The sequence below is a fragment of the Microthrixaceae bacterium genome (assembly GCA_016702505.1).
Classification (GTDB): Bacteria; Actinomycetota; Acidimicrobiia; order Acidimicrobiales; family Iamiaceae; genus Aquihabitans.
Genome location: JADJDU010000010.1, coordinates 201,116 through 226,575, shown reverse-complemented (window position 1 = coordinate 226,575; position 25,460 = coordinate 201,116). Strand labels below are relative to the sequence as shown.

The 25,460-nt window shown below is 67.8% G+C and carries 22 protein-coding genes; 9 read left to right on the top strand and 13 right to left on the bottom strand.

Translation table 11 applies throughout. From position 1 onward, the window contains the following. Positions 1–55: 55 nt before the first annotated feature. A complete protein-coding gene (locus tag IPG97_12105) occupies positions 56–2,275 on the top strand; it encodes a hypothetical protein (GenBank protein MBK6857258.1) in 2,220 nt (739 codons plus the stop codon). A gap of 79 nt (positions 2,276–2,354) precedes the next feature. Here IPG97_12105 and IPG97_12100 read toward each other — a convergent pair whose 3' ends face one another. Next, positions 2,355–3,248: a biotin--[acetyl-CoA-carboxylase] ligase gene (locus tag IPG97_12100; protein ID MBK6857257.1), complete on the bottom strand. Its 894-nt coding sequence runs from the start codon at positions 3,246–3,248 to the stop codon at positions 2,355–2,357. 71 nt (positions 3,249–3,319) lie between these two features. Between IPG97_12100 and IPG97_12095 the strand changes: the two genes are divergently transcribed. Then, on the top strand, positions 3,320–5,131 hold the full coding sequence (locus IPG97_12095) for an acetyl-CoA carboxylase biotin carboxylase subunit (GenBank protein MBK6857256.1): 1,812 nt from the start codon (positions 3,320–3,322) through the stop codon (positions 5,129–5,131). Here IPG97_12095 and IPG97_12090 read toward each other — a convergent pair. The 8 genes from IPG97_12090 to IPG97_12055 all read right to left on the bottom strand — a co-directional run bounded on the left by IPG97_12090 (position 5,090) and on the right by IPG97_12055 (position 13,544). Continuing rightward, the gene (locus IPG97_12090) at positions 5,090–7,474 is read right to left on the bottom strand and encodes an MMPL family transporter (protein ID MBK6857255.1); all 2,385 of its coding nucleotides are present in this window, start codon (positions 7,472–7,474) and stop codon (positions 5,090–5,092) included. The two genes, IPG97_12095 and IPG97_12090, sit on opposite strands and share 42 nt — an antisense overlap. A gap of 69 nt (positions 7,475–7,543) precedes the next feature. Next, positions 7,544–7,897, bottom strand: a complete 354-nt coding sequence (locus IPG97_12085) for a hypothetical protein (GenBank protein ID MBK6857254.1) — start codon at positions 7,895–7,897, stop codon at positions 7,544–7,546. Between the two features lie 279 nt (positions 7,898–8,176). Continuing rightward, entirely contained in the window at positions 8,177–8,920 is a 744-nt protein-coding gene (locus tag IPG97_12080) for a GNAT family N-acetyltransferase (protein ID MBK6857253.1), read from the bottom strand. Positions 8,921–8,929: 9 nt separating this feature from the next. Further along, positions 8,930–9,712 (bottom strand): 16S rRNA (cytidine(1402)-2'-O)-methyltransferase, encoded by a 783-nt coding sequence (gene rsmI, locus IPG97_12075; GenBank protein ID MBK6857252.1) that lies wholly within the window; start codon positions 9,710–9,712, stop codon positions 8,930–8,932. A gap of 50 nt (positions 9,713–9,762) precedes the next feature. Then, the gene (locus tag IPG97_12070; GenBank protein MBK6857251.1) at positions 9,763–10,113 is read right to left on the bottom strand and encodes a DUF192 domain-containing protein; all 351 of its coding nucleotides are present in this window, start codon (positions 10,111–10,113) and stop codon (positions 9,763–9,765) included. A gap of 8 nt (positions 10,114–10,121) precedes the next feature. Then, positions 10,122–11,198 (bottom strand): redox-regulated ATPase YchF, encoded by a 1,077-nt coding sequence (gene ychF / locus IPG97_12065; protein ID MBK6857250.1) that lies wholly within the window; start codon positions 11,196–11,198, stop codon positions 10,122–10,124. Between the two features lie 91 nt (positions 11,199–11,289). Beyond that, a complete protein-coding gene (locus tag IPG97_12060; protein ID MBK6857249.1) occupies positions 11,290–12,624 on the bottom strand; it encodes a sensor domain-containing diguanylate cyclase in 1,335 nt (444 codons plus the stop codon). 104 nt (positions 12,625–12,728) lie between these two features. Next, a complete protein-coding gene (locus IPG97_12055; protein MBK6857248.1) occupies positions 12,729–13,544 on the bottom strand; it encodes an HAD family phosphatase in 816 nt (271 codons plus the stop codon). 61 nt (positions 13,545–13,605) lie between these two features. Between IPG97_12055 and IPG97_12050 the strand changes: the two genes are divergently transcribed. Further along, positions 13,606–14,634, top strand: a complete 1,029-nt coding sequence (locus IPG97_12050; protein ID MBK6857247.1) for a PHP domain-containing protein — start codon at positions 13,606–13,608, stop codon at positions 14,632–14,634. 235 nt (positions 14,635–14,869) lie between these two features. On the opposite strand, the gene IPG97_12045 is transcribed toward IPG97_12050, so the two are convergent. After that, complete coding sequence (locus IPG97_12045; protein ID MBK6857246.1) at positions 14,870–16,561, bottom strand: serine/threonine protein kinase; 1,692 nt, start codon at positions 16,559–16,561, stop codon at positions 14,870–14,872. 233 nt (positions 16,562–16,794) lie between these two features. Further along, positions 16,795–17,274, bottom strand: a complete 480-nt coding sequence (locus tag IPG97_12040; protein MBK6857245.1) for a DUF983 domain-containing protein — start codon at positions 17,272–17,274, stop codon at positions 16,795–16,797. A 114-nt stretch (positions 17,275–17,388) separates the two neighbouring features. Between IPG97_12040 and IPG97_12035 the strand changes: the two genes are divergently transcribed. Genes IPG97_12035 through IPG97_12020 form a run of 4 tightly spaced genes read left to right on the top strand, consistent with a single transcriptional unit; the run spans position 17,389 to position 20,910 of the window. Further along, positions 17,389–18,393 (top strand): zinc ABC transporter substrate-binding protein, encoded by a 1,005-nt coding sequence (locus IPG97_12035; protein MBK6857244.1) that lies wholly within the window; start codon positions 17,389–17,391, stop codon positions 18,391–18,393. A gap of 8 nt (positions 18,394–18,401) precedes the next feature. Continuing rightward, a complete protein-coding gene (locus tag IPG97_12030; GenBank protein MBK6857243.1) occupies positions 18,402–19,187 on the top strand; it encodes an ABC transporter ATP-binding protein in 786 nt (261 codons plus the stop codon). Further along, the gene (locus IPG97_12025) at positions 19,184–20,068 is read left to right on the top strand and encodes a metal ABC transporter permease (protein ID MBK6857242.1); all 885 of its coding nucleotides are present in this window, start codon (positions 19,184–19,186) and stop codon (positions 20,066–20,068) included. The genes IPG97_12030 and IPG97_12025 overlap by 4 nt, the downstream gene beginning before the upstream one ends. A gap of 8 nt (positions 20,069–20,076) precedes the next feature. Then, positions 20,077–20,910 carry a metal ABC transporter permease gene (locus IPG97_12020; protein MBK6857241.1) on the top strand — a complete coding sequence of 278 codons (834 nt, stop codon included), beginning with the start codon at positions 20,077–20,079 and terminating at the stop codon, positions 20,908–20,910. Positions 20,911–21,175: 265 nt separating this feature from the next. On the opposite strand, the gene IPG97_12015 is transcribed toward IPG97_12020, so the two are convergent. Beyond that, entirely contained in the window at positions 21,176–21,631 is a 456-nt protein-coding gene (locus tag IPG97_12015; protein ID MBK6857240.1) for a hypothetical protein, read from the bottom strand. A 160-nt stretch (positions 21,632–21,791) separates the two neighbouring features. On the opposite strand from IPG97_12015, the gene IPG97_12010 reads away from it, so the two are divergent. Further along, positions 21,792–22,280, top strand: coding sequence for a hypothetical protein (locus tag IPG97_12010; GenBank protein MBK6857239.1), 489 nt, complete (start codon positions 21,792–21,794; stop codon positions 22,278–22,280). 20 nt (positions 22,281–22,300) lie between these two features. Here the strand turns inward: IPG97_12010 and IPG97_12005 are convergent, their stop codons facing one another. Further along, complete coding sequence (locus tag IPG97_12005) at positions 22,301–23,734, bottom strand: class II fumarate hydratase (protein ID MBK6857238.1); 1,434 nt, start codon at positions 23,732–23,734, stop codon at positions 22,301–22,303. Between the two features lie 77 nt (positions 23,735–23,811). On the opposite strand from IPG97_12005, the gene IPG97_12000 reads away from it, so the two are divergent. Next, on the top strand, positions 23,812–25,452 hold the full coding sequence (locus IPG97_12000) for a fumarate hydratase (protein ID MBK6857237.1): 1,641 nt from the start codon (positions 23,812–23,814) through the stop codon (positions 25,450–25,452). Positions 25,453–25,460: the final 8 nt, after the last annotated feature.

The following is a 25,460-nucleotide window of genomic DNA, read 5'->3' as shown; positions in this document are numbered from 1 at the left end:
CTCCTCGGATGCGGGCGGCGGTCGGTCAGCCTACCGGGGAGGGAAGAATGGCCCCATGACCCGTCCCGTCCTGATCGTGTTGGTCGTGGTGAGCCTGCTGACCGCGGCGTGCACCACCGACGACGATCCCCAGGCCGACCGGCCCACCACCACGACCAACCCCCGAAGCGATGGCGATGAGGGCGATACCGCGCCACCGGTGATCGAAGACGCCATTCGGATCGAGGTGCTGAGCAGCCATCCCGATCGCGTCAGCGGTAACGACGCTCGTATCCGTGTCACCCCCGAACCGGGAGGATCGGTGGCCGACCTCGGGGTAACCCTTGACGGCACAGACGTCACCAGCCAACTCACCGAGGTCGACGGTGTCCTCGAGGGCGTGGTCAGCGGTTTCGTCGAGGGGACGACCACCCTGCGGGCACGGCACGATTCGAACCCCGGTGAGGAAGCGGTGCAACGAGTCCGGGCCTGGCCGCTGACCGGTCCCATGATCTCGGGACCCCACACACCGCTGGCGGCATGCTCAACGGAGGCTCACGGTCTCGGCGCTGCCACCGATGCCAACTGCTCGGCCCCCACCACCGTGACCTGGCGTTACGTTGCCACCGACGGGCGGGTCCTGGACCTCGAGGACCCCTCGGTCGTGCCCGCCGACGTCGCCACAGTGACCTTCGACGACCGCCAAGGCACCTACGAGGGACCATTCTTGTTGCGTCACGAGCGCGGCGTCCTCAACCGGTCCATCTATGACATCGTCACCGTCCAACCCGGCCCCGGATCGCAACGGTCGGATTCTCCAGCCTGGTCGGGGAGCGTGGTGTATCGCTTCGGAGATGGCTGTGGCGCCACCTACGGACAGGGCCGATCGCTCGCGCCGGCCGAAGACGTCGAGCTGTTGTCCCGAGGCCATGCCGTAGCCACCGCCACCTTCAACACCGGTGCCGTGCAATGCAACGACGTGGTGTCGGCCGAGACGGTGATGATGGTCAAGGAACGACTAATCGAGGAGTTCGGCGTCCCGGCGGCGACCATCGGCGAGGGTCGTGGTTTCGGCGCGGCCCAAGCCCACCTGATCACGCAGAACTACCCAGGGGTCCTCGACGCGGTGGTGGCCGTCGAGCCGTTCCCCGATGTCGTCACCGTCCTCAGCGGAGCCGCCGATTGCGTCCTGCTCCAACGTTGGTACTCGACGCCGGCCGGGAGTGCCCTGACCCCGGCCCAGCAGGGCGCGATCAACGGCCACGCCACCAACGCCACATGCCGGAATTGGCACCAGCGCTTTGGTGGCGTGGTCGATCCCACCACCGGATGCGATCCCGGCATCGATGCCTCCCAGATCTATGAGCCGACCACCAACCCCGGCGGGATCCGCTGCACGATCTTCGACCAGGCCGTCAACGTGTTCGGGCCAGACCCCGACAGCGGGGCCGCCCGGCGCCCCCTGGACAACGTCGGGGTGCAGTACGGCTTGAACGCCCTCAACGACGGCACCATCAGCTTCCAGCAGTTCATCGCCCTGAATCGAGACGTCGGAGGGTTCGACGGCGACGGCCGCCACCAACCGGCCCGGGCCGAAGCCGATCCCGACGCGGTGGCCACCACCTACGAGACGGGTCGGGTCTCGAGTGGTGTCGGTGATCAGAACATGGTGCCGCTGATCGAGGTCGACGTCTGGAACGACCCGGTCGGGGAGATCACCGACTTCCTGCGCCCGTTCTCGCTCCGAGACCGCCTGACCCGCGGGGCGTCCCCCGAGCTGGCTCCGGGCTTGCGCATCTGGAGCCGCGAGCCGACACCGGGTGGCGCGGCCGCCACCACCGAAGCAGCGGAGGCCCCCGCTCGGCTAGCGGCCATCGACACGGCCGCAGACTGGCTCGATGCCTTGGCCACCGCCAGAGGGTCACGCTCGGAGGCCCTCGATGAGTCTCGCCCCGACGAGGCTGGTGACAGCTGCCTACCGCCCGGTACCACCGCTCCCATAAGAGGCGTGCACGTGTGGGACGAGGACGGAACCTGCCAGAAGCGGTACCCGGTGAGCGGCTCACCACGGACCGCCGCGGGTGCGCCTCGGGCCGACGACGTCCTCAAGTGCGAGCTGAAGGCCGTGGATCCCACCGACTACGAGTTCGACCTGACCAACGACCAGTACGAACAGCTCCTCGAGGTGTTCCCCACCGGTGTGTGCGACTGGATGTTCAGCGGGGTCGGCCAGGTCTCACCGAGCATGCCCGACCGCACCTTCGAGGACGTGGTCACCCCCGAACAACTCGCCTGACCACACCGAGCCAAGGCGTCGGCCGCCAGGCCGGCGACCGAACTCCGCCGGAAGGCTCTGCCTTTCGGTGGATCCAGGATTAGGACGGGCGCAGGTGGACCACGTCGCCTACCGCGACCACCCGACGGCCACCTTCGACGGGTTCGATCACCAGATGGCCCTCGGCGGTGACGTCGACGGCCGTTCCCACCAAGTCGTCACCGCCCAGATCCACCCGAACCCGACGTCCCAGGGTGGCCGATCGGTCCCGCCACCGCACCAACACAGCCTCGGCCCCACCCGGGCCCACCAGCTCGCCGTAGCCGTCATCGAGTGCTTCGAGCAGAGCGATCAGGAGGTCGACCCGATCAGGGACAGGAACATCGCCGGCCACGATCCCGTCCAGAGCCACCGCGGTGTCCTTCAACTCGGGGGGGAAGCCATCTCCCCAGGCCACGTTGAGTCCCATGCCCGCCGCTACCGCGGCCCTTTGCGCCGGACCCGGTTCACGCCATCCCGACGCCGCCGCCACCCCCGGCGGCCACTCCGCCTCGGCCAGGATGCCGGCCAGCTTGCGATCTGGTACCGATCCGTCACCGGGCCAGACCAGGTCGTTGGGCCACTTGAGGCGCGGGGTGAGACCGGTGAGACGGGCCACGGCATCGGATGCGGCCAGGGCCAACACCATCGTGGTGAGACCAGCCACCGGGGCCGGGGGCCTCATCAAGACGGTGAACAGCAGCGATGCATCGGCGGGTGCTGCCCACACCCGATCCCGCCGACCCCGACCAGCGCCTTGGTGGTCGGCCACCAGTACTACCCCCTCGGGCTCACCGGCTCTAAGGAGATCCAACCCGTCGGTGTTGGTGGAACCGGTCGTCGCCACCCACCGAACGTCGGCGAATCGGCGGCCGGTGACGGCGGCACGCACCCGTTCCTGGCGCCCCCGCGCCAGTTCGACGTCATGGTTCAGGTCGGCGCCGGTGTCGTTCATCCATCGCAGTGAACCACAGCCCGCCACCCGAGGGTGTGGGCCCATGGGCGCGCCGACTAGACATTCTCCTCGTGCTCTCCAAGATCCTGATCGCCAACCGGGGTGAGATCGCCGTCCGGGTCATCCGTGCCTGCCAGGAGCTGGGCATCTCGACGGTGGCCGTGTACTCCGATCTCGACCGCAACGCCCTCCACGTCCGACTGGCCGACGAGGCCTACGCCCTGGGCGGCCAGACCGCGGCCGAGAGCTACCTGAACACAGACAAGATCCTCGAGGTGATCGAGCGCTCCGGCGCCGACGGCGTCCACCCCGGCTACGGGTTCTTCTCGGAGAACACCGACTTTGCCCGGGCCATCACCGAACGGGGCGTGACCTTCATCGGCCCGCCGCCCGAAGCCATCGAGGTCATGGGCGACAAGGTCTCCAGCCGCATCGCCGCGGAGAAGGCCGGTGTGTCCGGCGTGCCCGGCACCTCGGAGTTCTTGACCTCCGGCGACGAGGTCGTGGCCTTCGGTGAGGCCCACGGCTGGCCGGTTGCCATCAAGGCTGCCTACGGCGGCGGCGGTCGCGGCATGCGCGTGGTCAACACCGCGGCCGACGCCCACGAAGCGCTGGCTTCGGCCCAGTCCGAGGCCCTCAAGGGCTTCGGACGAGACGAGTGCTACGTGGAGCGGTACCTGACCCGGCCCCGCCACGTAGAGATGCAGATCATCGCCGACCAGCACGGCAACTGCGTGTGGGTCGGCGAACGTGACTGCTCGGTCCAGCGCCGCCACCAGAAGCTCATCGAGGAGTCCCCGGCGCCCAACTTCCCCGACGAGACCCGCCAAGCCATGGGTGAGGCCGCGGTCCGGGTGTCCCAGGCTTGCGGCTACACCAACGCCGGCACGGTGGAGTTCTTGTTCCAAGACGGCGAGTTCTACTTCTTGGAGATGAACACCCGTCTCCAGGTGGAACACCCCGTCACCGAGATGGTGACGGGCATCGACCTGGTCCGTGAGCAGATCCGGGTGGCCTCGGGCCTACCGCTGTCGTTCACCCAAGAAGACATCGAGCGTCGCGGCTGGGCCATCGAGGTCCGGGTGAACGCCGAGAACCCCACCGGTGGCGCCTTCCTCCCCGCGCCGGGCCACATCGACAAGCTCGTTCCGGCCCAAGGCTTCGGAACCCGCTGGGATGGCGGTTACGAGAGCGGCGACGAGGTCAGCCAGTTCTACGACAACCTGGTGGGCAAGCTGATCGTGTGGGGCTCGGACCGTCCCACCGCCATCGACCGGCTCAAGCGGGCCATCCGCGAGTTCGTCATCGACGGCATCGACACCACCCTCCCCGCACAGCTCGCCATCCTCGACAACGCCACGTTCGTCGACGGCGAGCACTCCACCAACTGGTTGGAGAGCGGCGCCGTGGACTTCACCGGCATCACCGGACGCCTCGGCGGCACCGACCCCGAGGCCGCTCCCGCCGCCGATGGCGAAGAGCCCGAGGCCAAGGTCCGGCGAGACGTCGACGTGGAGGTCAACGGCAAGCGGTTCTCCGTGGCCATGTGGGTCCCCGAGTCCCAGCTTGCCGCCGCGCCGGCCAGCTCGGGCGGCGGTGCCGCCAAGGCCAAGCCCCGCCGCAAGGGTGGCGGATCTGGCGGCGGTGGCGGTGCCGGGACCGGCGTGATCGTGGCCCCCATGCAGGGCACGATGTTCAAGGTCAACGTGGCCGCGGGCGACACCGTCGAAGCCGGCCAGGTCGTGGCCGTGCTCGAAGCCATGAAGATGGAGAACAACGTCTCCACCGACGTGGCCGGCACCGTGGCCGAGGTCAAGGTGGAGCCGGGCCAGGCCGTCGGCTCAGGTGACGTCCTGGTGGTCATCACCCCCACCGAGGGCTGATCCCACCAGCACCGGCTGGTCTTCCCGGTCCTCGGGTACGAGATCGACCGCTCCCGGACCCTGCCCATCGTCGAGATCCACGTGCTCGCTGATCCCGACGCGCTCGTACAGGCGGCGCATCGGCGCCGGCGCCCACCAGTTGGCCTCGCCAGCCAGCCGCATGCAGGCCGGCACCAGCGTGCCGCGGATCACGAACGCGTCCAACAGCACCGCCAACGTCAGGCCCACGCCGAAGAGCTTGATGAACGACACCTGCGACGTGGCCAGAGACAGGAACACCACGGTCATGAGCAGGGCGGCCGCGGTCACGATGCGCCCGGTACGAGCCAGGCCTCGAGCCACCGAAGCAGTGTTGTCGGCACCGTTGTCGTGCTCCTCCTTGATGCGTGACAGCAGGAACACCTCGTAGTCCATGGACAGGCCAAAGGCCACGCAGAACATGAGGACCGGGACGGTGGCGGCCAGCGATCCGGTGGGGGTGAAGCCCAACAGGTCTGCCCCGTTGCCGTCCTGGAAGATCCAGACCATGGCTCCGAAGGTGGCCGAGAGGCTCAACACGTTGAGCACCAACGCCTTCAGCGGTACGACCACGCTCCCGAACATGAGGAACAGCAGGACGAAGGTGACCACGGCGATGATGGCCAGCGCCCACGGGACATCGCCGACCAGCGAGGCCTTGGAGTCGACCAGGCTGGCCGATGGTCCACCCACCAAGTGCTGATCGCTCACCAACCCGGTCGAAATGGCCCGCAGATCACGGGCCAGGCGCTCCCCGACCAGAGACATCGGCTCCACCGACGGGGTGACCGACAGGTAGGTGGCGTGATCACGCTGGAAGCGCTCGGTGAGACGGGGATCGGCCGATCCGGGGATCACCACCTGGCCCGGTTCGCAAGGCACTCCGGCGAGCGACCCGGTGCCGCCGCAGTAGATCCCGGTCTCGGCATCCACTCGAGCTACGCCATCGAGGCGGGCCAGCGCCGACGCGTAGGCGTCGACCTGGCCGGCGCGCTCTGGGACCGACTCGGTCCCGGTGATCACCACCGATGCCGCCCCCGCCTCGGTGGAGTCGAACTCGGTTCGCAACAGGTCGTGAACCTGGCGGGTCGGGTTGGATGGCGGCAGCACCCGATCGTCGGGGAGCCCCAGGTTCAGACCCAGGACCGGTGCTCCCAGCACCACGAGACCACCCACCACCACGAACACCACGGGCCAAGGTCGACCCATGACCAGTCCCGCCACCCGATGCCACACCCCGGCCCCATCGTCGCCAGCCGCGGTCGCCGGTCGCGGCCGGCGCCCAACCGGGAGAGCATCGATGCGATGACCGATCGCAGCCAACATGGCGGGTAGCACCAGGATCGCCAACACCCCGGTAATGACGGCCACCATCAGCCCGGCGTAGGCGAAGCTGCGCAGGAAGGCGATGTCGAACACCAACATGGCGCTCAGCGAGATCGCCACGGTGACCGCCGAGAACACCACCGTTCGACCCGCGGTAGCCACCGTGCGCCGTACGGCCACCAGCGGCTCGTGGTGCACCAGTTCTTCGCGATAGCGGCTCACCACGAACAGCGAATAGTCGATCGCCAACCCCAGACCCATGGCCGTTATCAGGTTCAGGGCGAACACCGAGACCTGGGTGAGACCGCTGACCACGTACAGCGCAAGGAACGACGACACCACCGCCAGGGCTCCGATAGCCAGGGGAATGGCGGCCGCCACCACCCCTCTGAAGATGAACAGAAGGAGCAACAGCGTCAGCGGAACCGCGATCATCTCGGCCCGCAGCAGGTCGTGCTCGACCGTCGAGTCCACCGCCGCGAACAAGGGCCCCATGCCTCCGGGGGCCACCGTCACCGGCGAATCGGGGTCGTCTCGCCGGTACTCCTCGGTGATGCCACGGGAGAACTCGACCATCAGGTCGTCGTTGTCGGGATAACGGGCCAGGATCAGGGCCCGGTCACCCTGAGAGGACCCGAGCGGATTTCCAGCCGGCAGGTCCCAGTAGGACAGGACGTCGTCGATGGTCAGACCGGCGTGGGATTCGCCGGCCAACTCCGCCGCCAGATCGCGCCCCGCCGCTTCGACCTCGGGAGCATCCACATCGCCGTCACGGGCGGTGACCAGGAGGATCACGTTGGGGGTTCCGGTACCGAACTCTTCCCCTACCAGTACCTCGGCGCGCGTCGACTCCGAGTCAGGGTCCTCGAAGCCTCCCGAACTGAGGCGCTCGGCCACCCCTCCGCCGACCAGCCCCGAGAACACGAAGACCACCAGGGCTCCGAGGAGGACCATCCGGCGGTGGCGGATGGCGAAGTCGGCGATCCTTGTCAGCAGCATTGGAAGCTGACCCAACCATGTGAGCCGCTTCCCGTCTACGTGCAGTTGTCACACCACCGCAATCTGCGGTTAGGAGGCGCAGTCGGCGAACACCTTGGTGACGGAGTCGGGCAGCTTGGAAGCCGAGTCGGCGTTGATCATCTGTTCGTTGATCTCCATCAGCTCGTCGAAGTCGACGCCGGTGTCCTTGTCGCTGAGAGCATCGAAGGCGCACTGGCAGAAGTTCGATGGAAGCGAAGCCGACTCGTCTGCCTTGGCATCGGCAGCGGCCGTCTCCTTGCACCCGTCCAAGAATGCCGCTTCGAGATCGTCGTAGCTCCCGGCCTGCGATTGGCCGGTTCCACAACCGCTGAGCATCGACCCCACGACGACCAAGCCAGCCACGGAAAGGGCCAGACGGCGACGGATCGGGTTTGCGGGCACGGCTGTCTCCTTATCTACGACACCTCAACGCTAGCGGTCACACCCGTGGGCACCGAAGCCGTCCCTGCGGCACCGCCTCGGTGTGAGAAAGCGCTGAGGGGGTGGCCCTAGGGCCACCCCCTCAGCAGATCCGACCAGTGCTCCCCCCGGATCACCTGCCGGAAACTCGTTGCGACGACTCAACCAGGAGAGGTTGTCGCGCTGCACAACAAGTTTCGGTCAGCTACCGCCCTTTCTGCATGAGCCGTTAGGCCCAAAATCGCCTGGAGGTCGTTCCGGTCACCTAGGGCCCGAGCGGTCAGGTCCAGTTGTCGTCGCTGCGAGGTTGATCAAACCGAGGCTCCGCCTCATGCGCAGTTCCTCGAATGCGACCACACCCAGGTCGACGGGTCGGACCTCACCGGTCGGCTGCCAGCCCTGAGCTTCGTAGAAGGCCCGGGCCCTTCGGTTGGACCGCAGCACCGAAAGCACCTGGTGATGAAGCCCAACCTCGTCCAGCCATACCGAGGCCGCTTCCAGCAGTCGGCGACCGCCGCCCCGCCCTTGGGCGTGGGGATCCACGTACAGCTCCCAGATCTCACCCATCGCACCGTCGGGTCCTTCACCCACGACGTCATCTGGGTGAGCCGGGCCGCAGTCGACGTAGCCGTAGACGTGGCCGGGACGACCCCAGACCAACAGGCGATGCTGGCGGCTCGGCGGGACCATGGCCCTACCGACCCAGTAGGCGGCCGGAGGCACGACATCACGCCCGTCCAGGAACGCATCGGGCAGGATCCCGCCGCGGTAACTGGTCCCGAACGCCCGCCACTTGACGGCCGCCACCGCCGCCCCGTCCAGCGCGGCGGCGACCCGTACCGGTTCGTCCTCTCCCGGAGGTCCCACGAACGGCATGGGCAGCCCCAGGCCGAAGCGGCGGCGGATGAGGTGGGCCCGGGCGCTGTCGGCCGGCTCGGGCACGGCGGGAGCAGGATCGGGCTGGGCCCGCACCAGGCTGATCAGTTCGGCCACGGGATCGGCCACGACCACCTCTCATCGCCCCCCGGTCGTAGCCAGGTCATAGACCCGGCGTCTCGACACTCCGAGCTCACGGGTCACCGACGCCACCGCGTCACGGGTGGATGCACCCGCCGCCTGTTCGCGGGCCAGCGCCGCCAGGACGTCATCGTCAGACACCGGCCCGGGGGCCGGGGCACCGTCGAGGACGATCACGAACTCACCCCGGGGCTCGACCTCGGCCACCCGGGCTTGCGCTCCGGTCAGGTCGCCCCGCCACACCTCTTCGTGCAGCTTGGTGAGCTCTCGGGCCAAGACCACCCGACGGCCACCTCCACAGACATCGACCAGATCGGCCAGGGTGCGGGCCAGGCGATGGGGTGCCTCATAGAGGACCACCGTGCGCCGCTCGGCCGCCACCTCGGCCAGCCGTCCGGATCGGCCGGACCCCTTGCGCGGCAGGAACCCCTCGAAAACGAACCGCCCGACCGCCAGACCGCTCTGCACCAACGCCGCTAGCGCCGCCGACGGACCGGGGATCACCTCGACGAGCACACCGGAATCGACGCACGCAGCCACCAACCGCTCACCCGGGTCCGACACGCCGGGCATCCCGGCATCGGACACCAGCGCCACCGTGTCCCCGGCCACGAGGCGCGACACCACAGAGGCGGCCACCTCGGCTTCGGTGTGGTCGTTCACCACCTTCAAACCCGGTACCCGGATCCCGAAGTGGGCCAGCAACCGACCGGTGCGGCGAGTGTCCTCGCAGCAGACCAGGTCAGCCGATCGCAGCGCCTCCACCGCACGCGGGCTCATGTCTCCGAGGTTGCCGATGGGCGTACCCACCAACACCAGCTTGCCCTCGGTCACGACCGGGCCGATGGGTGCTCGCCGCGGATCTCCAAGCGGTCGCCCACGCACAGACCCCAACGGGCGAAGGCCCCAGCCTCGGCCTCGACCACGTTGTTCGCCTTCCACACCGGCAAGGTGATCCGATGGGGAACGACCCTCATCGTCTTGATGACGACCAGGTCGACATCGCAGAACGCCACGTCTATGGGAAAGCGCATGCCCACCGAGTGGACCGACCGAGTGCCCTCGAACACCAGCGCCCCCTCGAAGCCGTCGCGCCCCAATAGGCCTCGCCGGCGGGCTCGGCGGCCTTCGGCGACCTCAGCGCTGGCCAGCACCTCGTCGTCGCGCAGCAACCAGGGCATCGGATGGCCTAGACGTTGAACCTGAACTCGAGGACGTCGCCGTCCTCCACCACGTACTCCTTGCCCTCCACCCGGATCTTGCCCACCTCTCGGGCCTTGCTCCACGAACCGATCTCGAGCAACTCGTCCCAGTGGATGACCTCGGCTCGGATGAACCCACGTTCGAAGTCGCTGTGGATGCGGCCCGCACACTGTGGCGCCTTGGACCCGGCCCGGAAGGTCCAGGCCCGTGATTCCTTCTCGCCGGTGGTGAAGTAGGTACGGAGACCCATGAGTTGGTACGCGGCGTGGATGAAGCGCTCGAGGCCGCCTTCGCCGAGACCGAGCGCCTCGAGCATCTCCAGGCGCTCCTCACCGGAGAACTGGGCGGCTTCGGCCTCCAGTTGGACGCACATGCCGATCACTTCGGCCCGACCGGCCAGTTCGGCCTCGACCGGAGCGATGATCTCGGGAATCCGATCCAGGTCGTTCTCACCTACGTTCACCAGGGCCAGGACCGGCTTGTTGGTGAGCAGGAACTCTTGGTCCAACACGGTGCGCTGATCGGTGCTCAGGTCTGCTCGGTAGATCGGGGTCCCGTCGGCCAGGACCTTGTGGGCCGCGTCCAGCGCTTCCACAAGTTCGGTGAGCGACTTGTCTTGCTTGGCCGCCTTGCGCCTCTTCTCGACGCGGCTCTCGACGGTCTCGAGGTCGGCGAGGGCCAGCTCGATCTCCAGCACCCGCAGGCATTCGAGCGGATCCGAGGGCCCGGGAACATCGTCGTCTACGAAGGCCCGCAGCAGGTAGACCACCGTGTCCACCTCGCGGATGTGAGCCAGGAACTGGTTTCCCAATCCTTCGCCGGTGCTGGCCCCTTCCACCAGGCCACCGATGTCGACGAACTGGACGCTGGCTGGCACCACCTTGCGGGCGCTGGACATCTCGGCCAGACGCTCCAGACGACGGTCGGGGACCTTGGCCACCCCCACGTTGGGATCGGTGGTGGCGAAGGCGTACGGCGCTGCCAACGCCCCTCCACCAGCCAGGGCGTTGTAGAGAGATGACTTGCCCGAGTTGGGGAGACCGACGAATCCAAAACGTTCCATACCGAGGGGAAACCTACCGGGCCGAGGTGGCGACCTCAGCCTCGACCCCAGCCACCGCTGGCACCCATATCCCGCGATCAGCGCCCGGGCGTTAGAGCGACCAGTTGGACGGGCCTTGGTTCTTGGCCCGGTACATCGCCACATCGGCGCGCTCCAGCAGAGCCTGGGGTGCGCCGACCCCGTCGTCGATGGCCAGACCCACGCTGGCCGCCAGCGCATCGCTCTCGTCGCCCACGATGGCTTTGAGCAGTTGTTCGGCCCGCCGCATGGCACTGGGATCGGCGATCGATGTCGGCACCGTGTGGACCAACACGAACTCGTCTCCCCCCAGCCGGGCGGTCACGTCCTCGCCCGCCACCGCAGCCAACCGTCGGGCCAGTTCCCGCAGGGCGGCGTCCCCGGCGGCATGGCCGTGACGGTCGTTGATCCCTTTGAGGTCATTGAGGTCCACGAAGAAGACGGCAGTGGTCAGCCCCTCAGATGACCTGGTTTCGTTGACCATCTCGTTGAACCTCTCGCTGAACCCGAAGCGGTTGAGCAGCCCGGTGAGCGAGTCGTAGCGGGCGGCCCGCCACATCTCGTGGTGGAGGTGGTGGCGATCGACGGCGACGGTGAGCAGTTCTGTCAACTCGGGGGCGGCGTGGAAGAACTCAAGCCTGGCGATGATGGTGTGATCGAACCAGACCAGCAGACACCCATCTCCGTCACGGTCATCTCGTATTGGCGCCACCCCGAAACCGGCGAACCCCTGAGCCCTGGCCGCGTTGCGCAGGTTCTCGGGCAAGGCCGCCCCGTCTACGACCACGATCGGGTCGGCCTGGCGGGCCAGGTCCCACGGGGCGGCTAGGTCGGCATCGGCCAACTCACCACGGGCGTGGGCCACCAAGAGGCCGTCGAGGCCGTGGACGTGCACCTGAGGCCCTTCGTCGCCATCGGGAAGGACGACGGCCATGCCGGTGTGGGGCCACCGCCCTTGGACCGCCTCGGCGATGAGCGCCACCGTCCTATCCAAGGGAAGCCCTTCGGCCACCGAACGAAGGGCTCGGTTGACGGCCCGGCGAGCCGACGATTCGCGAGCCACGACGGTCACGTAATCGTGACCGTCTCGGGTGATAACCCCGGTCTTGATCTCGACGTCGCGGATGTTGCCCAGCCGGGACACGATGCGGAACGGCGCCACCGCGGTACGGCCCGGAAACTGCTGGGCGTAGTCGAGGCCGTCGATGGCACGAGCCAGATCGTCGGGATGCAGCAGCTCGAAACCGTTGCTGCCCAACAGCTCGCTGCGAGTCGTCTCCATGAGGGAGGCCATGGCCGCGTTGGCCCAAACGACGAGGCCGTCGGGGGCAATGACGCACACGCCATCGGCCAAGCCGCTGGCCAGTTCGCCGTCCAGATCCCAGATCGTGTTGCCGTTACCTACCAATGCCGCCCCTCCCCCGATCCACTCCTGCCGAGGTCATCGGCACATCGCATCATGGCCTGAAGTGAACAAGGTCGCAGGTCAGACCCCATGACGACGACTGCCTCTCATCGGAGCTGATTGCCCGTGAGGATCTCCTCCACCACCACAGCCACCCCGTCGTCGTCGTTGGTGGTCGTCACCCGGTCTGCGGCCGCCAGGAGGGCGGGATGGGCGTTGGCCATGGCTACCCCTAGCCCGGCCCAGCGGATCAACTCCAAGTCGTTGGGCATGTCCCCGAACGCGGCCACGTCGGCCGGGCCATGCCCCTTCTCCCCCAGGAGCATCTCGACGGTCCGGGCCTTGTGGGCCAACGGGTGGGACAGCTCCAGGAACGATTCGTTGGTGGAGTGGGTGACCAGAGCCCGCTCCCCCACGATCTGTTGAACCCTGGCCGCGGTTCCAGCCGGAGCAGGATGTGCCAGCCGGACGATGAGCTTGGTGACCGGCTCGTCCAGGAACGTCCTAATGGGGGCGATGCGGACGTCGGGGATCAGACCCAGGAGATCCTCGTGGGATTCCTGGTAGCGCTGATCGACGCCGAAGGTGAAACCCTGTTCCACCCCGAGCACCGCCTCGGGGAGTCGAACCTCGAGGTCATCGACGATGTCGTGCACTGTGTCGGGGTCCAGGTCGACGCGGTGAACGAGCTCGTGGCGAGCCGGGTCGTACACCGACGCGCCGTTGGCGCACACCACAAGACCCCGGTCACCGATCTGATCGATGACCGGCTGGATCCATCGCGGGGGACGCCCGGTGGCGATAACGACGGTGATGCCCGCGTCCTCGGCGGCCAGGATCGCCTCGCGGGTTCGCGGCGATATCGACAGGTCCGACCTCAGGAGCGTGCCGTCGAGGTCGGTGGCGATGGCTCGGATCTGCATCGGAGCGAACGGTAGCCACCTCCTCGCCCCACCGGTCGCCACGGGCGTTACCCTCACGTCCATGGGTCCGATCGAGGCGTTGGAGCGGGTGGCCTACCTCCAGGACCGGGGGCTCATGTCGTCACGCAAGACCGAGGCGTTCCTGAGGGCCGCTGCGGTGCTTCGCTCCCTTCCCGACGATGAGCTCACCCGAATGATCGCTTCGGGGACCCTCACTGACCTTCCTGGCATCGGATCGAGCACCGCCCAGGTCGCCATGCAGGCGGCGTCGGGGCAGGTGCCGGACAGGATCGTGTCACTCGAGGAGACGACACAGGTTCCCCTGGGGGATGGGGCTGGCCTCCGACAGGCACTGAGAGGTGATTGCCACAGCCACTCCACCTGGAGCGACGGTGGCGCGTCGATCTCCACCATGGCCCGTACCGCGGCGGCGCTGGGCCATGAGTACCTCGTGGTCACCGACCACTCGCCTCGTCTCACGGTGGCCCACGGCCTCAACGCCGAACGCCTCCGCGCCCAGATCGACGAGATCGATGCCCTGAACGCGGAGCTGGCCCCGTTTCGCATCCTCACCGGGATAGAGGTGGACATCCTCGCGGATGGGGAACTGGATCAGGACTCCGAGCTGCTGTCCCGCCTCGACCTGGTGGTGGCGTCGGTCCACTCCAAGATGGGCATGGACTCCAAGACCATGACCGAGAGGATGGTGATAGCCGCGGCCAGTCCTCACGTGGACGTGCTGGGGCATTGCACCGGACGCAAGGTGAAGGGCTTCGGTCGGGATCAGTGGGTGGTCAGGCCGCCATCAACCTTCGATGCCGACATGGTCTTCGCCGCCTGTGCTCGCTACGGCACGGCGGTGGAGATCAACTGCCGTCCCGAGCGCCAGGACCCACCCCCCGAACTGTTGGACCTGGCTTTGGAGTGGGGGTGCCTGATCAGCATCGACACCGACGCCCACACCCCTGGTCACCTGGAGTTCTTGAACTATGGCTGCGACAAGGCCGTGGCCCACGGCATCGACCCAGCCCGCATCCTCAACACCTGGACCGCCGATGACCTGACCGACTGGGCCAACTCCAAGGCCTGAGCTTGGGCGCACCGTCTGGATCGCGCTGGGGTCCAGGCCGTAACGTTGGACCCCTATGTCGAAGAAGACCACCAAGCGCAAGATCAACGCCCGGCGCAAGAAGGCCAACCACGGCACCAAGCCCAACGCTGGCCGCGGCTGACCCACCCACCTCCGGGCCACCTGGTGGCTCGACCAGTTTCGTTTCTCGACGGCGCAGCCCCCGCTGCGCCGTCGGCGCGTCCACAGCCGGACATCACGGGGACAGCGGGAACGGCGACGGCGACAGCCACCATGCTTCGGCGGCCAATGCACCGGCCACCAACCACAGGACCACCACCCGCTCGCTCACCCCCCCGGTCCGAGCCAGCCGGTCGGCCAGGTCGTCGAGGCCCAAACCAGTCCGGAACCGCCGGGAGCCGTGCCGGGACATCAGGGCGATAGAGCCCGCCACCACCACACCTATCGCCCTGAGAGCGAGATCGAGAACGCTGCGGTCAAGGTCCAGACCGTTCAGCCCATACCAGCCCGCCATCAGGACGGCGCCAAGACCCACCAGCGGTGAAGCCCTCAAGACGCTGGAGAAGACGTTGCGGACGAAGCGGACCGGAGCCAATGCCGCTGGTCCCACCCTCCTCTCGGCCCATCCATCGGCCACCCCGTGCTGCAGCCGCAGCCGGTGGGCCACCGAGTCCCCGTGGGTGGCGATCAGGGGCAACACCAGTCCTACCAGCACGGCGACGGTGAACACCGGAGCCGCCCCGCCGAGAGACACAGCCAACACCAACAAGGGGAAGGTCAGAGTCCGCCGGCCTCGTCGGAACGTCTTCGGCGCGGCGGGCAGCGGCAAAGCCCCCTGGGGATGCGGCGTCTGAGGCGGAGGAGCCAGAGGTTGTGGAGCCGGCGGTGGTGGTGATCCGTACCTGGTCTGGCCGGGCATGACCTCGCGGGGATCATGGTGGCGGGTGGCCTCGACGACCCGACCCCTGGTCGGATCGCTCTCTGGCATCACCACCTCGGTCTGGTCGGGGGTCCAGGCCACCGTCGCTCCCGGCGACGGCAACGGAGTCGCCCCAGAGGGCGAGACGGGTTCGTTGACGGCCGGTCCGACTGGCTTGGGGGCCGAATCGGCGGTTTGCACGGGCACGGGCACGGGCACGGGCACGGGCACGGGCACCGAGTCGAGGAGGCGGGCGCGGATCCCGGTGGGAAGCTGGGCTACTCCGAGCCGGGCCAGGAAGCTGTCCAAGTCCTGGGGACGATGGGACGGCTCCAGCTCCAGCCCGTCCAGCACGGCATCGCTGAAGTCCTTGGACAGATCCGGGTTGAGGCGGAATGGCGACACGAGCTGGGTCCCGCCGCTGCGTTCGAGCGCACCGATCGGTACCTTGCCGGTCGCGAGGCGGTAAAGGGTGGCGGCCAGGCCGTACACGTCGGTTGACGGTCCGAAGTGGCCTTCACCGCGGTACTGCTCGATCGGGGCGTAGCCCGGCGTTACCACCCTCGTCATACCGACGGTGTGATCGGGCTGGTACTCACGGGCTAGGCCGAAGTCGATGACCACCACTCGGCCGTGGTGGGTCAGCACGACGTTGGACGGGTTCACGTCTCGGTGCAGGACCCCCGCGGCGTGGACGGGCCGAAGGGCGGCAGCCACCCGAGCGGCCAGGTCGACCAGATCGTCCTCGGCCAGCGGACGGCCGTGCTGACGCAACACGTCGACCAAAGTGCGTCCCTCCAGCAACTCCATCACCAGGTAGGCGGTTCCGTTGTCCTCGAACACCTCGAAGATCCGTACGATGCCGGGGTGGGAGAAGCGAGCCAGCACCCGGGCTTCTCGCATGAACCGCTGCCGGGCGACCTCGAAGGCGGGCTGGTCAACGCTGGAAACCTCGACATACGAGCCGCCTCGCCGCGCCGACTCGGGAAACAACTCCTTGAGGGCCACGCTCCGTCGTTAGGCGGTGGTCGGCCCTGATAGGTGATTCCGAAGCCTCCCCGCCCCAGCCCGGAACCGGATCTCGTAGCGGCTCTGGTCGAGGTGGAGCCCAGCCCCGGGGCTAGTCCAGTGGGCACAACGGACCCCGGTCACACCTCCACCAGCCGCCGAATCGTACGGGTCACGACGGGGTTGAGCCGTCAGCCCGAGGGCCGGAGTCTTCAGCCCAAGTGTCAGGACCGTCAGCTATCTGACGACGAGACTGTGCCGGTACCGCCTCGGGCGACCGGTTCGGAGGCGTCGGCTGCTTCGACGATCTCCTTCAACTCCAGCGGAGTCATACCCACGTCGAATGCCGACCAGATGGTTCGGGAGAACGGATAGAAGAGAATCGGGGCGAAGACGCCGAGGAATACGCCCACCGCGATGGGCACGACCACGCCCGCGTCGGGGTGTTGGTCCTTCCAGAACACGAAGCCCATCACCAACACGAACAGGAGTCCTTCGGTGATGGCGAAGTTGATGAGGTAGGCACCCACGAAGAACCCGGGCTCGCGCTCGAAGCGCATTCCGCAAGCCGGGCACCGCTCCTTCATCCTGAACCAGCCGTGGTACAGGTGTCCGGCTCCACAGCGCGGGCACTTCTTGCGCAGGCCTCGGCTCAGCAGCGTGCTCCACGACGGGGCGCCCTGGACCACCTCGTCTACCGACAGTTCACCCACCGAGCCATGATCGCAAGCACAGGGACCGGATCCAACTCTTGCGACCGACTACCGACATCACTCTCGCAACAGCGGTTGGTAGGAAATGGGAATGGTTCTTAGTATTGTTTAGGTATGTCACCGGCCCACCCCCCGTACATCGGCCGTCGACCACCTCGGTCATTCGGCCGGGTCGTCGCCCTTGCCGTTACGGGAATCTCCGTCCTGGCCGCCTGTGGAACCTCACCCGAAGCCGACGCCGCCGACGACAAGGTCCTAGTGGTGGCCACCACCACGCAGCTCGCCGACTTCGCCCGCACCATCGGTGGTGACGCCGTCGAAGTGCGTGGGCTCATCAGGGCCAACGTCGACGCCCACGACTACGAACCCTCCCCCGCCGACCTCGATGCCCTGGCCCGAGCCGATGTCATCCTCGCCAACGGGGTCGGACTGGAACCGTGGCTCGAAGCCGCCGTCGAAGCCGCCGGGCCTGACGTGTCCGTAACCGACACCTCCAAAGGCGTGCACCTGCTCGACCTCGGTGGTGAGGACCACCACGACGAGGAAGAGGACGAGGACCACGGCCATGACCACGAGGGCTCGGTCAACCCCCACATCTGGCTCGACCCGACCAACGCCCGGACCATGGTCCGGACCGTCGCCGAGGCGTTGACCGAAGCCCTGGGCGAATCCACCGCGGCCACCCAAGTCACGCAACGAGCGACCCGCTACGACGCGGCCTTGGTGCGTCTCGACGCCGACATCTCCAGCCGCCTCGAAAGCCTCACCAGCCGGCGTCTGGTCACCGACCACGATGCCTTCGCCTACTTCGCCGACCGCTACGACCTCGACGTGGTCGGCACGGTGATACCCAGCTTCGACACTTCGGCGGAGGTGTCAGCCGGAGACTTGGCCGATCTGGCTGCCACCGTCGAACGGACCGGGGCCCGAGCGGTGTTCACCGAACAGTCGATGCCCCCCGACGCGGCCGCAGCGTTGGCCCGCCGAGTCAAGATCCGGGTGGTAGCCGGATCCGACGGACTGCTGGGAGATTCCCTCGCCCCCGCGGGTTCCCCAGGTGACACCTACCTGGAAATGATGCGCCACAACGCCGATTCGATTGCGCGGAACCTGATGTGAACGACCAGATGATCCCCCGGTCCGGGCTCGACGCCGCGGCCCCGACGTCATCGCTGATCCTCGACGACGTCACCGTGTCCTACGGGCCCCGCGCCGCGTTGGACGGTGTCACCGGCATCGTGCCCGCCGGTAGCGCGGTGGCGTTGATCGGACCCAACGGTGCTGGCAAGTCGACCCTGCTCAAGGCGATCCTCGGTCTGGTTCCGCTCCAGCGCGGGCGCATCGAGGTCCTCGACCGGGCGCCGGCCGAGGCGCGTCGTGACGTTGCCTACGTCCCCCAGTCCGATGCCCTCGATCCCGAGTTCCCGATCTCGGCGCTCGACGTCGTGCTGATGGGCCGATACCGCGAGGTGGGTTGGCTTCGCCGACCGGGCCGATCCGACCGGAGGCTGGCCGCCGAGGCGCTGGAACGCGTCGGCCTGACCGAGAGGTCCCGGGATCGGTTCGGCACCCTGTCGGGCGGCCAACGTCAGCGGGTCCTGCTGGCCCGGGCCATCGCCCAACAGGCCCGCCTCATCCTGCTCGACGAACCGTTCAACGGTGTCGACTCCAGCACCCAGGACCTGTTGCTCGGCGTGCTGGCCGACCTTCGAGCCGACGGGGTGGCCGTGGTGATGTCGACCCATGACCTGGCCGTGGCCCACCTCGCCTGCGGGGAGGCATGTGTGCTCAACCGCCACCAGATCGCCTTCGGCCCCACCGAGGTCACGCTCACCACCACGCACCTACGGGCCGCGTACGGGAGCAACGCCGTGGCCCTTGCCGGCGACGCCGTCATCGTGGCCGAACCGTGAGAAGCCTGCTGATCGACCCGTTCACGCTGCCCTATATGCAACGGGCACTGACCATGGCCGTCCTGCTCGGCGTCCTGGCCGGCCTGGTTGGGGTTCAGGTGGCGTTGCGGCGACTGGCCTTCATGGCCGACACCTACACCCACACCGTGTTCCCGGGCATGGCGGTGGCCTTCGCCCTCGGTTGGTCGGTGACCGTGGGGGCGCTGGCCGCAGGGGTGATCTCCGCCCTCGCCTTCACCGCCCTGGACCGCAGCCGCCGCGTCACCTCCGATGCAGCGTTGGCGGTGATACTCACCTCGTTCTTCGCCGTCGGGGTGATCGTGATCTCCCGGACCGAGCGATACACCGCCGACCTCACCGGCTTGCTCTTCGGCCGAATCCTCACCGTGGATCGCCTCCAGATCATCGAGGTTGCGCTGGTCCTGGTCGTGGTGGCCCTGACCCTGGCCGCCACCCACAAGGAACTGGTGCTGCGGGCCTTCGACCCCGATGGAGCCCGAGCCGCCGGTTACCTGGTGGGTGGGCTGGACCTGTTGGTGAACGTCCTGATCGTGTTGGTGGTGGTGGCCGCAGCTCGAGCCGTGGGCACCCTGTTGACCATGGCCCTACTGATCACGCCAGCCGCCACCGCACGGCTGGCATCTCGGTCGGTGACGGCCATGTACGTGACATCGGCCGCGGTCGGTGCCGCTGGAGGATGGCTGGGTCTGGCCGTGTCCTACCGGGTATCGGTGGACCACGACCTCCGCCTGGCTCCCGGTGCAACCATCGTGCTGGCCACCACCGTGCTGTTCGTTGCGGTCCTGATCGGCCGTGCACTCGCCCGGGCCGCGTCGGGTCCCACCGCGTCCATCGCCACGGCCACGCCCCGAGGAAGCTGACCGACGACGTGGAACCCTGGATCATCGACACGTTCGGCTCGGTCGAGGCCCTGGTTCAGGTCACCCTGGCGGCGGTGGTCGGCGGAGTCGTGGGGGTGCATGTTGTGCTTCGACGTCTGCCCTTCCTGGTCATGGGGCTGACCCACGCCACCTTTCCCGGTCTGGTGCTCGCCGGTCTTGCCGGGGTGAACCTGATGGCCGGAGCCCTGGTGTTCGGACTGGTGGTGGTAGCCGCGATCGTCGGTCTCGGCGCCACCGACCAAGTCGAGTCCTCGTCGGCCATAGGCGTGGTCCTGGCCGCCGGATTTGCCCTGGGCGTGGTGCTGGTCTCGGCCTCTGACGGGTTCACCCGAAACGTGTCGGCCTACCTGGTGGGCTCGGTTGCCACCGTCTCACCGAGTGACGTTGTCATCACCGCGGTGGTGGCGGCGGTGATCCTTGCCACCTTGGCGCTCTTCCACAAGGAGTTGGTGCTCAGCGCGTTCGACCCCGGAGCGCTAGCCGCCCTCGGCTACCGGGTGTTGCTGGTGGACCTGATCCTGATGGCATCCATCGAGATCGCGGTGGTCACAACCCTGCCCGCCATGGGAACGGTGCTGTGCGTCTCGCTCCTCGTGGCTCCGGCGGCGGCGGCACGCCAATGGAGCGACGATCTGGTGACCACGATGGCCCTGGCCGCCGGTATCGGCGTCGTGTCCGGGGCAACGGGCCTGGCGCTGTCGGTGGCCGCCCACACCTCGGCCGGAGCCACCGTAGCCCTGGTGGCCGCCGCGATATTCGTGGCGTCGGTGGCCGCACGAGCGGCTCGGGTTACCAGGCTCACCAATCGGTTCGCGGGCTAAACCTCGATCCACCGATCGGATTTGGCTGCTACTCAATGACCCTGGTCACCCAGACGAATCCGCTTCTTTGGGCAGCCGCCGATGGCGTTCAACTGTCTGATGAGCCGGAACAGGAGGACTGGGCGGGGGTTCGGGGCAGAGCCCCTTGTGGCGGAGCCCCCCGACCTGCGGAGACCGGCTTTGCCGGTTGCAGCAGCGAAGACGTCGGCCGTCAGGCCGGCGACCGAAACTCCGCCGGAAGGCTCTGCCTTTCGGCGGATCCAGGTTAGAGCCCGGGCTTCCAGATCATCAGGAACAGGGCCACGAACAAGATCAGGTGAAGGATGCCGCCGCACATGGACAGCATCTTCTCGGCCTGGGCGTCGCCGGCCGCGGCCTTCTTCTCGGCCGGGTTCATCAACCCGAACATGATTCCCATGCCACCGAACCACAGCGCGGCGGCCACCATGAGCCACGGCTGGCTCATCCGGTAGACCTTCTCGCTCATGCCGGCCAGCCCGAAACCCAAGAAGCCGGTGACGAAGTAGGCGGGGCCGTGGATCTTGAGCGTGTTCCCCCCGGCCAAGCGGTTGATGGTGACCCCGACGGGCTCTCCGGCCTTCTTGAGGCGAACCGACACGAACGGCCAGACGAAAGCGGGGGCGAAGGCCACGAAGGCCGAGCCGATGTGGAGCAGCAACATGATCTTGTAGGGGGTGCTGCCGATGGCGGCGGTGACCATTCTCGGGGTTCCTCTCCAGGGTCGGGCGCCTAGGCCCAGGGCGAACGGGGGCGAACGGGGGCGAACGGGGGCGAACGGGGGCGAAGTTACCGGGTCCTCTGACCAACCGACCCATCGGGGATCTGCGTTCGACCCCCCGAGGCGACTACCTTTCGCTGCCGTGGTTACCCAGGTGAGCGAAGACGTGCAGCTTGCGGCTATCGGAGGCGAGGCCCGCCCCCTCGATGAGTGGCTGACCACGTTCCAGCTGCTCACGGTGGTCCTAGACCCCTACACCCACGAGAGCGCGTGGATCCTCAAGACAGCCCGACGCTTCCTGGCCCACTTCCGAGGTGCCGACTGCCGGGTGGCATGGACCGTCACCGCCGACGAGCGCGACGCCAAGCGGTTCCTGGGACCGCTCGCCGAGGAGACCCTCACCTTCACCGACCCGGACCGCACGCTGGTCAAGGGGTTGGGCCTGGAGCGCCTGCCCGCCCTGGTGTACATCCGCCAGGACCTGGTGGTCGTCGGCCAGTCCGAGGGTTGGAACCCCTCGGAGTGGGAGGACATCGGGGCCTTGGTCGGCAAGGTCAACTCGTGGAGCCACCCTCAGCTCCCCGCTTCGGGTGACCCCGGCCCCTTCGCCGGTTCCCCGGCCAAGGGCTGACAAGCTCGAACGAGGCCGCCTCACTCCGATGGCAGCCCGCCCCGGGTGAGCGCCATCACGTCGAGCGCTTCGTCTAGCTGGATCGCGGTCAGTTCGCCGGTGGCGGCCACCAGATCCCGCAGCCCGACGCCGCGCTCCCGGCTCTCCTTTATCAGCGCGGCCGACCGTTCGTAGCCCAAGTATGGGTTCAGCGAGGTGACCACCGCCGGAGAGGACTCGGCGAAGGCCTGGCACCTGTTCTCGTCGGCGGTGATCCCGGCCACGCACCGCCGGGCGAACAACGCCGACACCGCCGCAAGGAGGTCCACCGATTCCAAGACGTTGCGGGCCATCACCGGTAGGTATGTGTTCAACTCGAAGTTGCCCTGGCTCCCGGCGAAGGCGACGGCCGCGTCGTTGCCGATGACCTGGGCCGCCACCTGGGTTACCGCTTCGCACAGCACCGGGTTCACCTTGCCCGGCATGATCGAGGAACCCGGTTGCAGATCGGGCAACGCGATCTCGGCCAGCCCGGTACGAGGACCCGAAGCCATCCATCGCAGGTCGTTGGCCACCTTCACCAGGGCCACCGCCAACCCACGAAGCTGCCCCGACAACTCGACGAGGGCATCGGGGGCGGCCTGTGCAGCAAAGTGGTCTCGGGCCTCGGTGAAGGCGTGACCGCTTCGGTCGCTCAGCGCCTGGGCCACGGCAGCGCCGAACCCGACAGGGGCGTTCAGCCCAGTGCCGACCGCCGTTCCCCCGATGGGCAGGGCGCTCAGGCGGGGCAGGACACCAGCCAGGCGATCGGCGGCCTGCTCGATCTGGGTGGCATGGCCACCGAACTCCTGACCCAAGGTGACCGGTACCGCGTCCATCAAGTGGGTTCGCCCGGCCTTCACCACTGCACTCAGATCAGAAGCTTTGGCCCTCAAGGTCGCCGACAGCACCCCGAGGGCAGGCAGCAGGTCGAGGGACACCGCCTCGACCGCGGCGACCTGGATGGCCGTCGGGAACACGTCGTTGGATGACTGCGAGGCATTCACGTGGTCGTTGGGGTGGACACGGGCCCCGACATCTCCCAGCAACTCGTTGGCCAAGCTGGCGATCACCTCGTTGGCGTTCATGTTCGACGAGGTGCCCGATCCGGTCTGGAACACGTCGACAGGGAAGTGAGCGTCGAACTCGCCGCTCGCCACCCGTTCAGCGGCGACCTCGATGGCTCTCGCCTGTTGCGCATCCAGGGCGACCAAGGTCGAGGCCCCGTTGACGGTTGCGGCCGCCGCCTTCACCAGGGCCAGCGACCGGATCAGCCGGCGATCGACGGGCCTACCCGAGATGGCGAAGTTGTCCACCGCCCGCTGGGTCTGTGCACCCCACCGGGCCCACGCTGGAACCGTCACCTCCCCCATGGTGTCGTGCTCGGTCCTCGTCGGTGTACCGGGCTCAGGGGCGGGAATGGTGGAGGTATCCATGGGTCCGGTCTACCGCCTAGACCCGGTGGTCGGGCCGGATGGCTCCACCGCGGCGCACGGACCTACCCTCGACAGTGATGAGCGACTTCGAATTCACCGAACTTCTCCCCATCGGGCCCGACGCCACCGCGTACCGCAAGCTCGACCTCGACGGCGTGACCACGGTGGAAGGGGCCGGTCATACGTTCCTCCAAGTCGAGCCCCGCGTCCTCACCGCTCTGGCCGCGGAGGCCATGCACGACATCGCCCACTTCCTTCGCCCCGGTCACCTGGCGCAACTGGCCCGGATCCTCGACGATCCTGAGGCGTCGGCCAACGACCGGTTCGTGGCCCTGGACCTGCTCAAGAACGCCAACATCTCCGCCGGTGGCGTGCTGCCGATGTGCCAGGACACCGGGACCGCCATCGTCAAGGGCAAGAAGGGGCAGTTCGTGCTCACCGGCGGGGGTGACGAAGCGGCGTTGGCTCGCGGCGTGTTCGACACCTACCAGCGCGACAACCTGCGCTACTCCCAGATGGCTCCGCTCACCTTGTGGGACGAGACCAACACCGGTACCAACCTTCCCGCCGAGATCAAGATCAGTGCGGTGGACGGTGACGCCTACAAGTTCTTGTTCATGGCCAAGGGGGGTGGCTCGGCCAACAAGAGCTACCTGTTCCAGGAGACCAAGGCGGTGCTGAACCACGCATCGCTCCTGCGGTTCCTGGACGACAAGCTTCGCCTGCTCGGCACCTCAGCCTGCCCGCCCTACCACCTGGCCGTCTGCATCGGCGGCACGTCGGCCGAGTTCGCCCTAGAGACCGCCAAGCTGGCATCGGCCCGCTACCTCGACACCATCCCCACCGAAGGATCGGCGTCTGGTCACGGGTTCCGGGACCTGGAGATGGAGGCCGAGGTGCTGGCCCTCACCCAGGCTTTCGGCATCGGAGCCCAGTTCGGCGGCAAGTACTTCTGCCACGACGTGCGGGTCATCCGCCTACCCCGTCACGGTGCCTCGTGCCCGGTTGCCATCGCTGTGTCCTGTTCGGCTGACCGTCAGGCCCGGGCCAAGATCACCGCCGAAGGCGTCTTCCTCGAGGAGCTGGAGCGCCATCCCGCCCAGTTCCTCCCCGAGGTCACCCACGACGACCTGGGCGGAGACGTGGTCCGGGTCGACCTGAACCGACCCATGGACGAGATCCGTGCTCAGCTCACCCAATACCCGGTCAAGACCCGACTGTCGCTGTCGGGCACCGTGGTGGTGGCCCGTGACATCGCCCACGCCAAGATCGCCGAGCGGCTGGCCGCTGGTGAGGGCATGCCCCAGTACCTGCGGGACCATCCCGTGTACTACGCCGGCCCGGCCAAGACACCCGAGGGTTATGCGTCGGGGAGCTTCGGCCCCACCACCGCCGGCCGCATGGATTCCTACGTCGAGCAGTTCCAGGCCGCGGGCGGGTCGCTGGTGATGTTGGCCAAGGGCAACCGGTCCCAGCAGGTGACCGATGCCTGCGCTGCCCACGGCGGCTTCTACCTGGGCTCCATCGGTGGACCCGCCGCCCGCCTGGCCAAGGACTGCATCCGCAAGGTCGAGGTGCTCGACTACCCCGAGTTGGGCATGGAAGCGGTGTGGCGCATCGAGGTCGAGGACTTCCCCGCCTTCGTGGTCGTCGACGACAAGGGCAACGACTTCTTCGCCGAGGTGACCACCCCGGTCAACCTGGGTTCCCGGAGCTGACCGAAGGC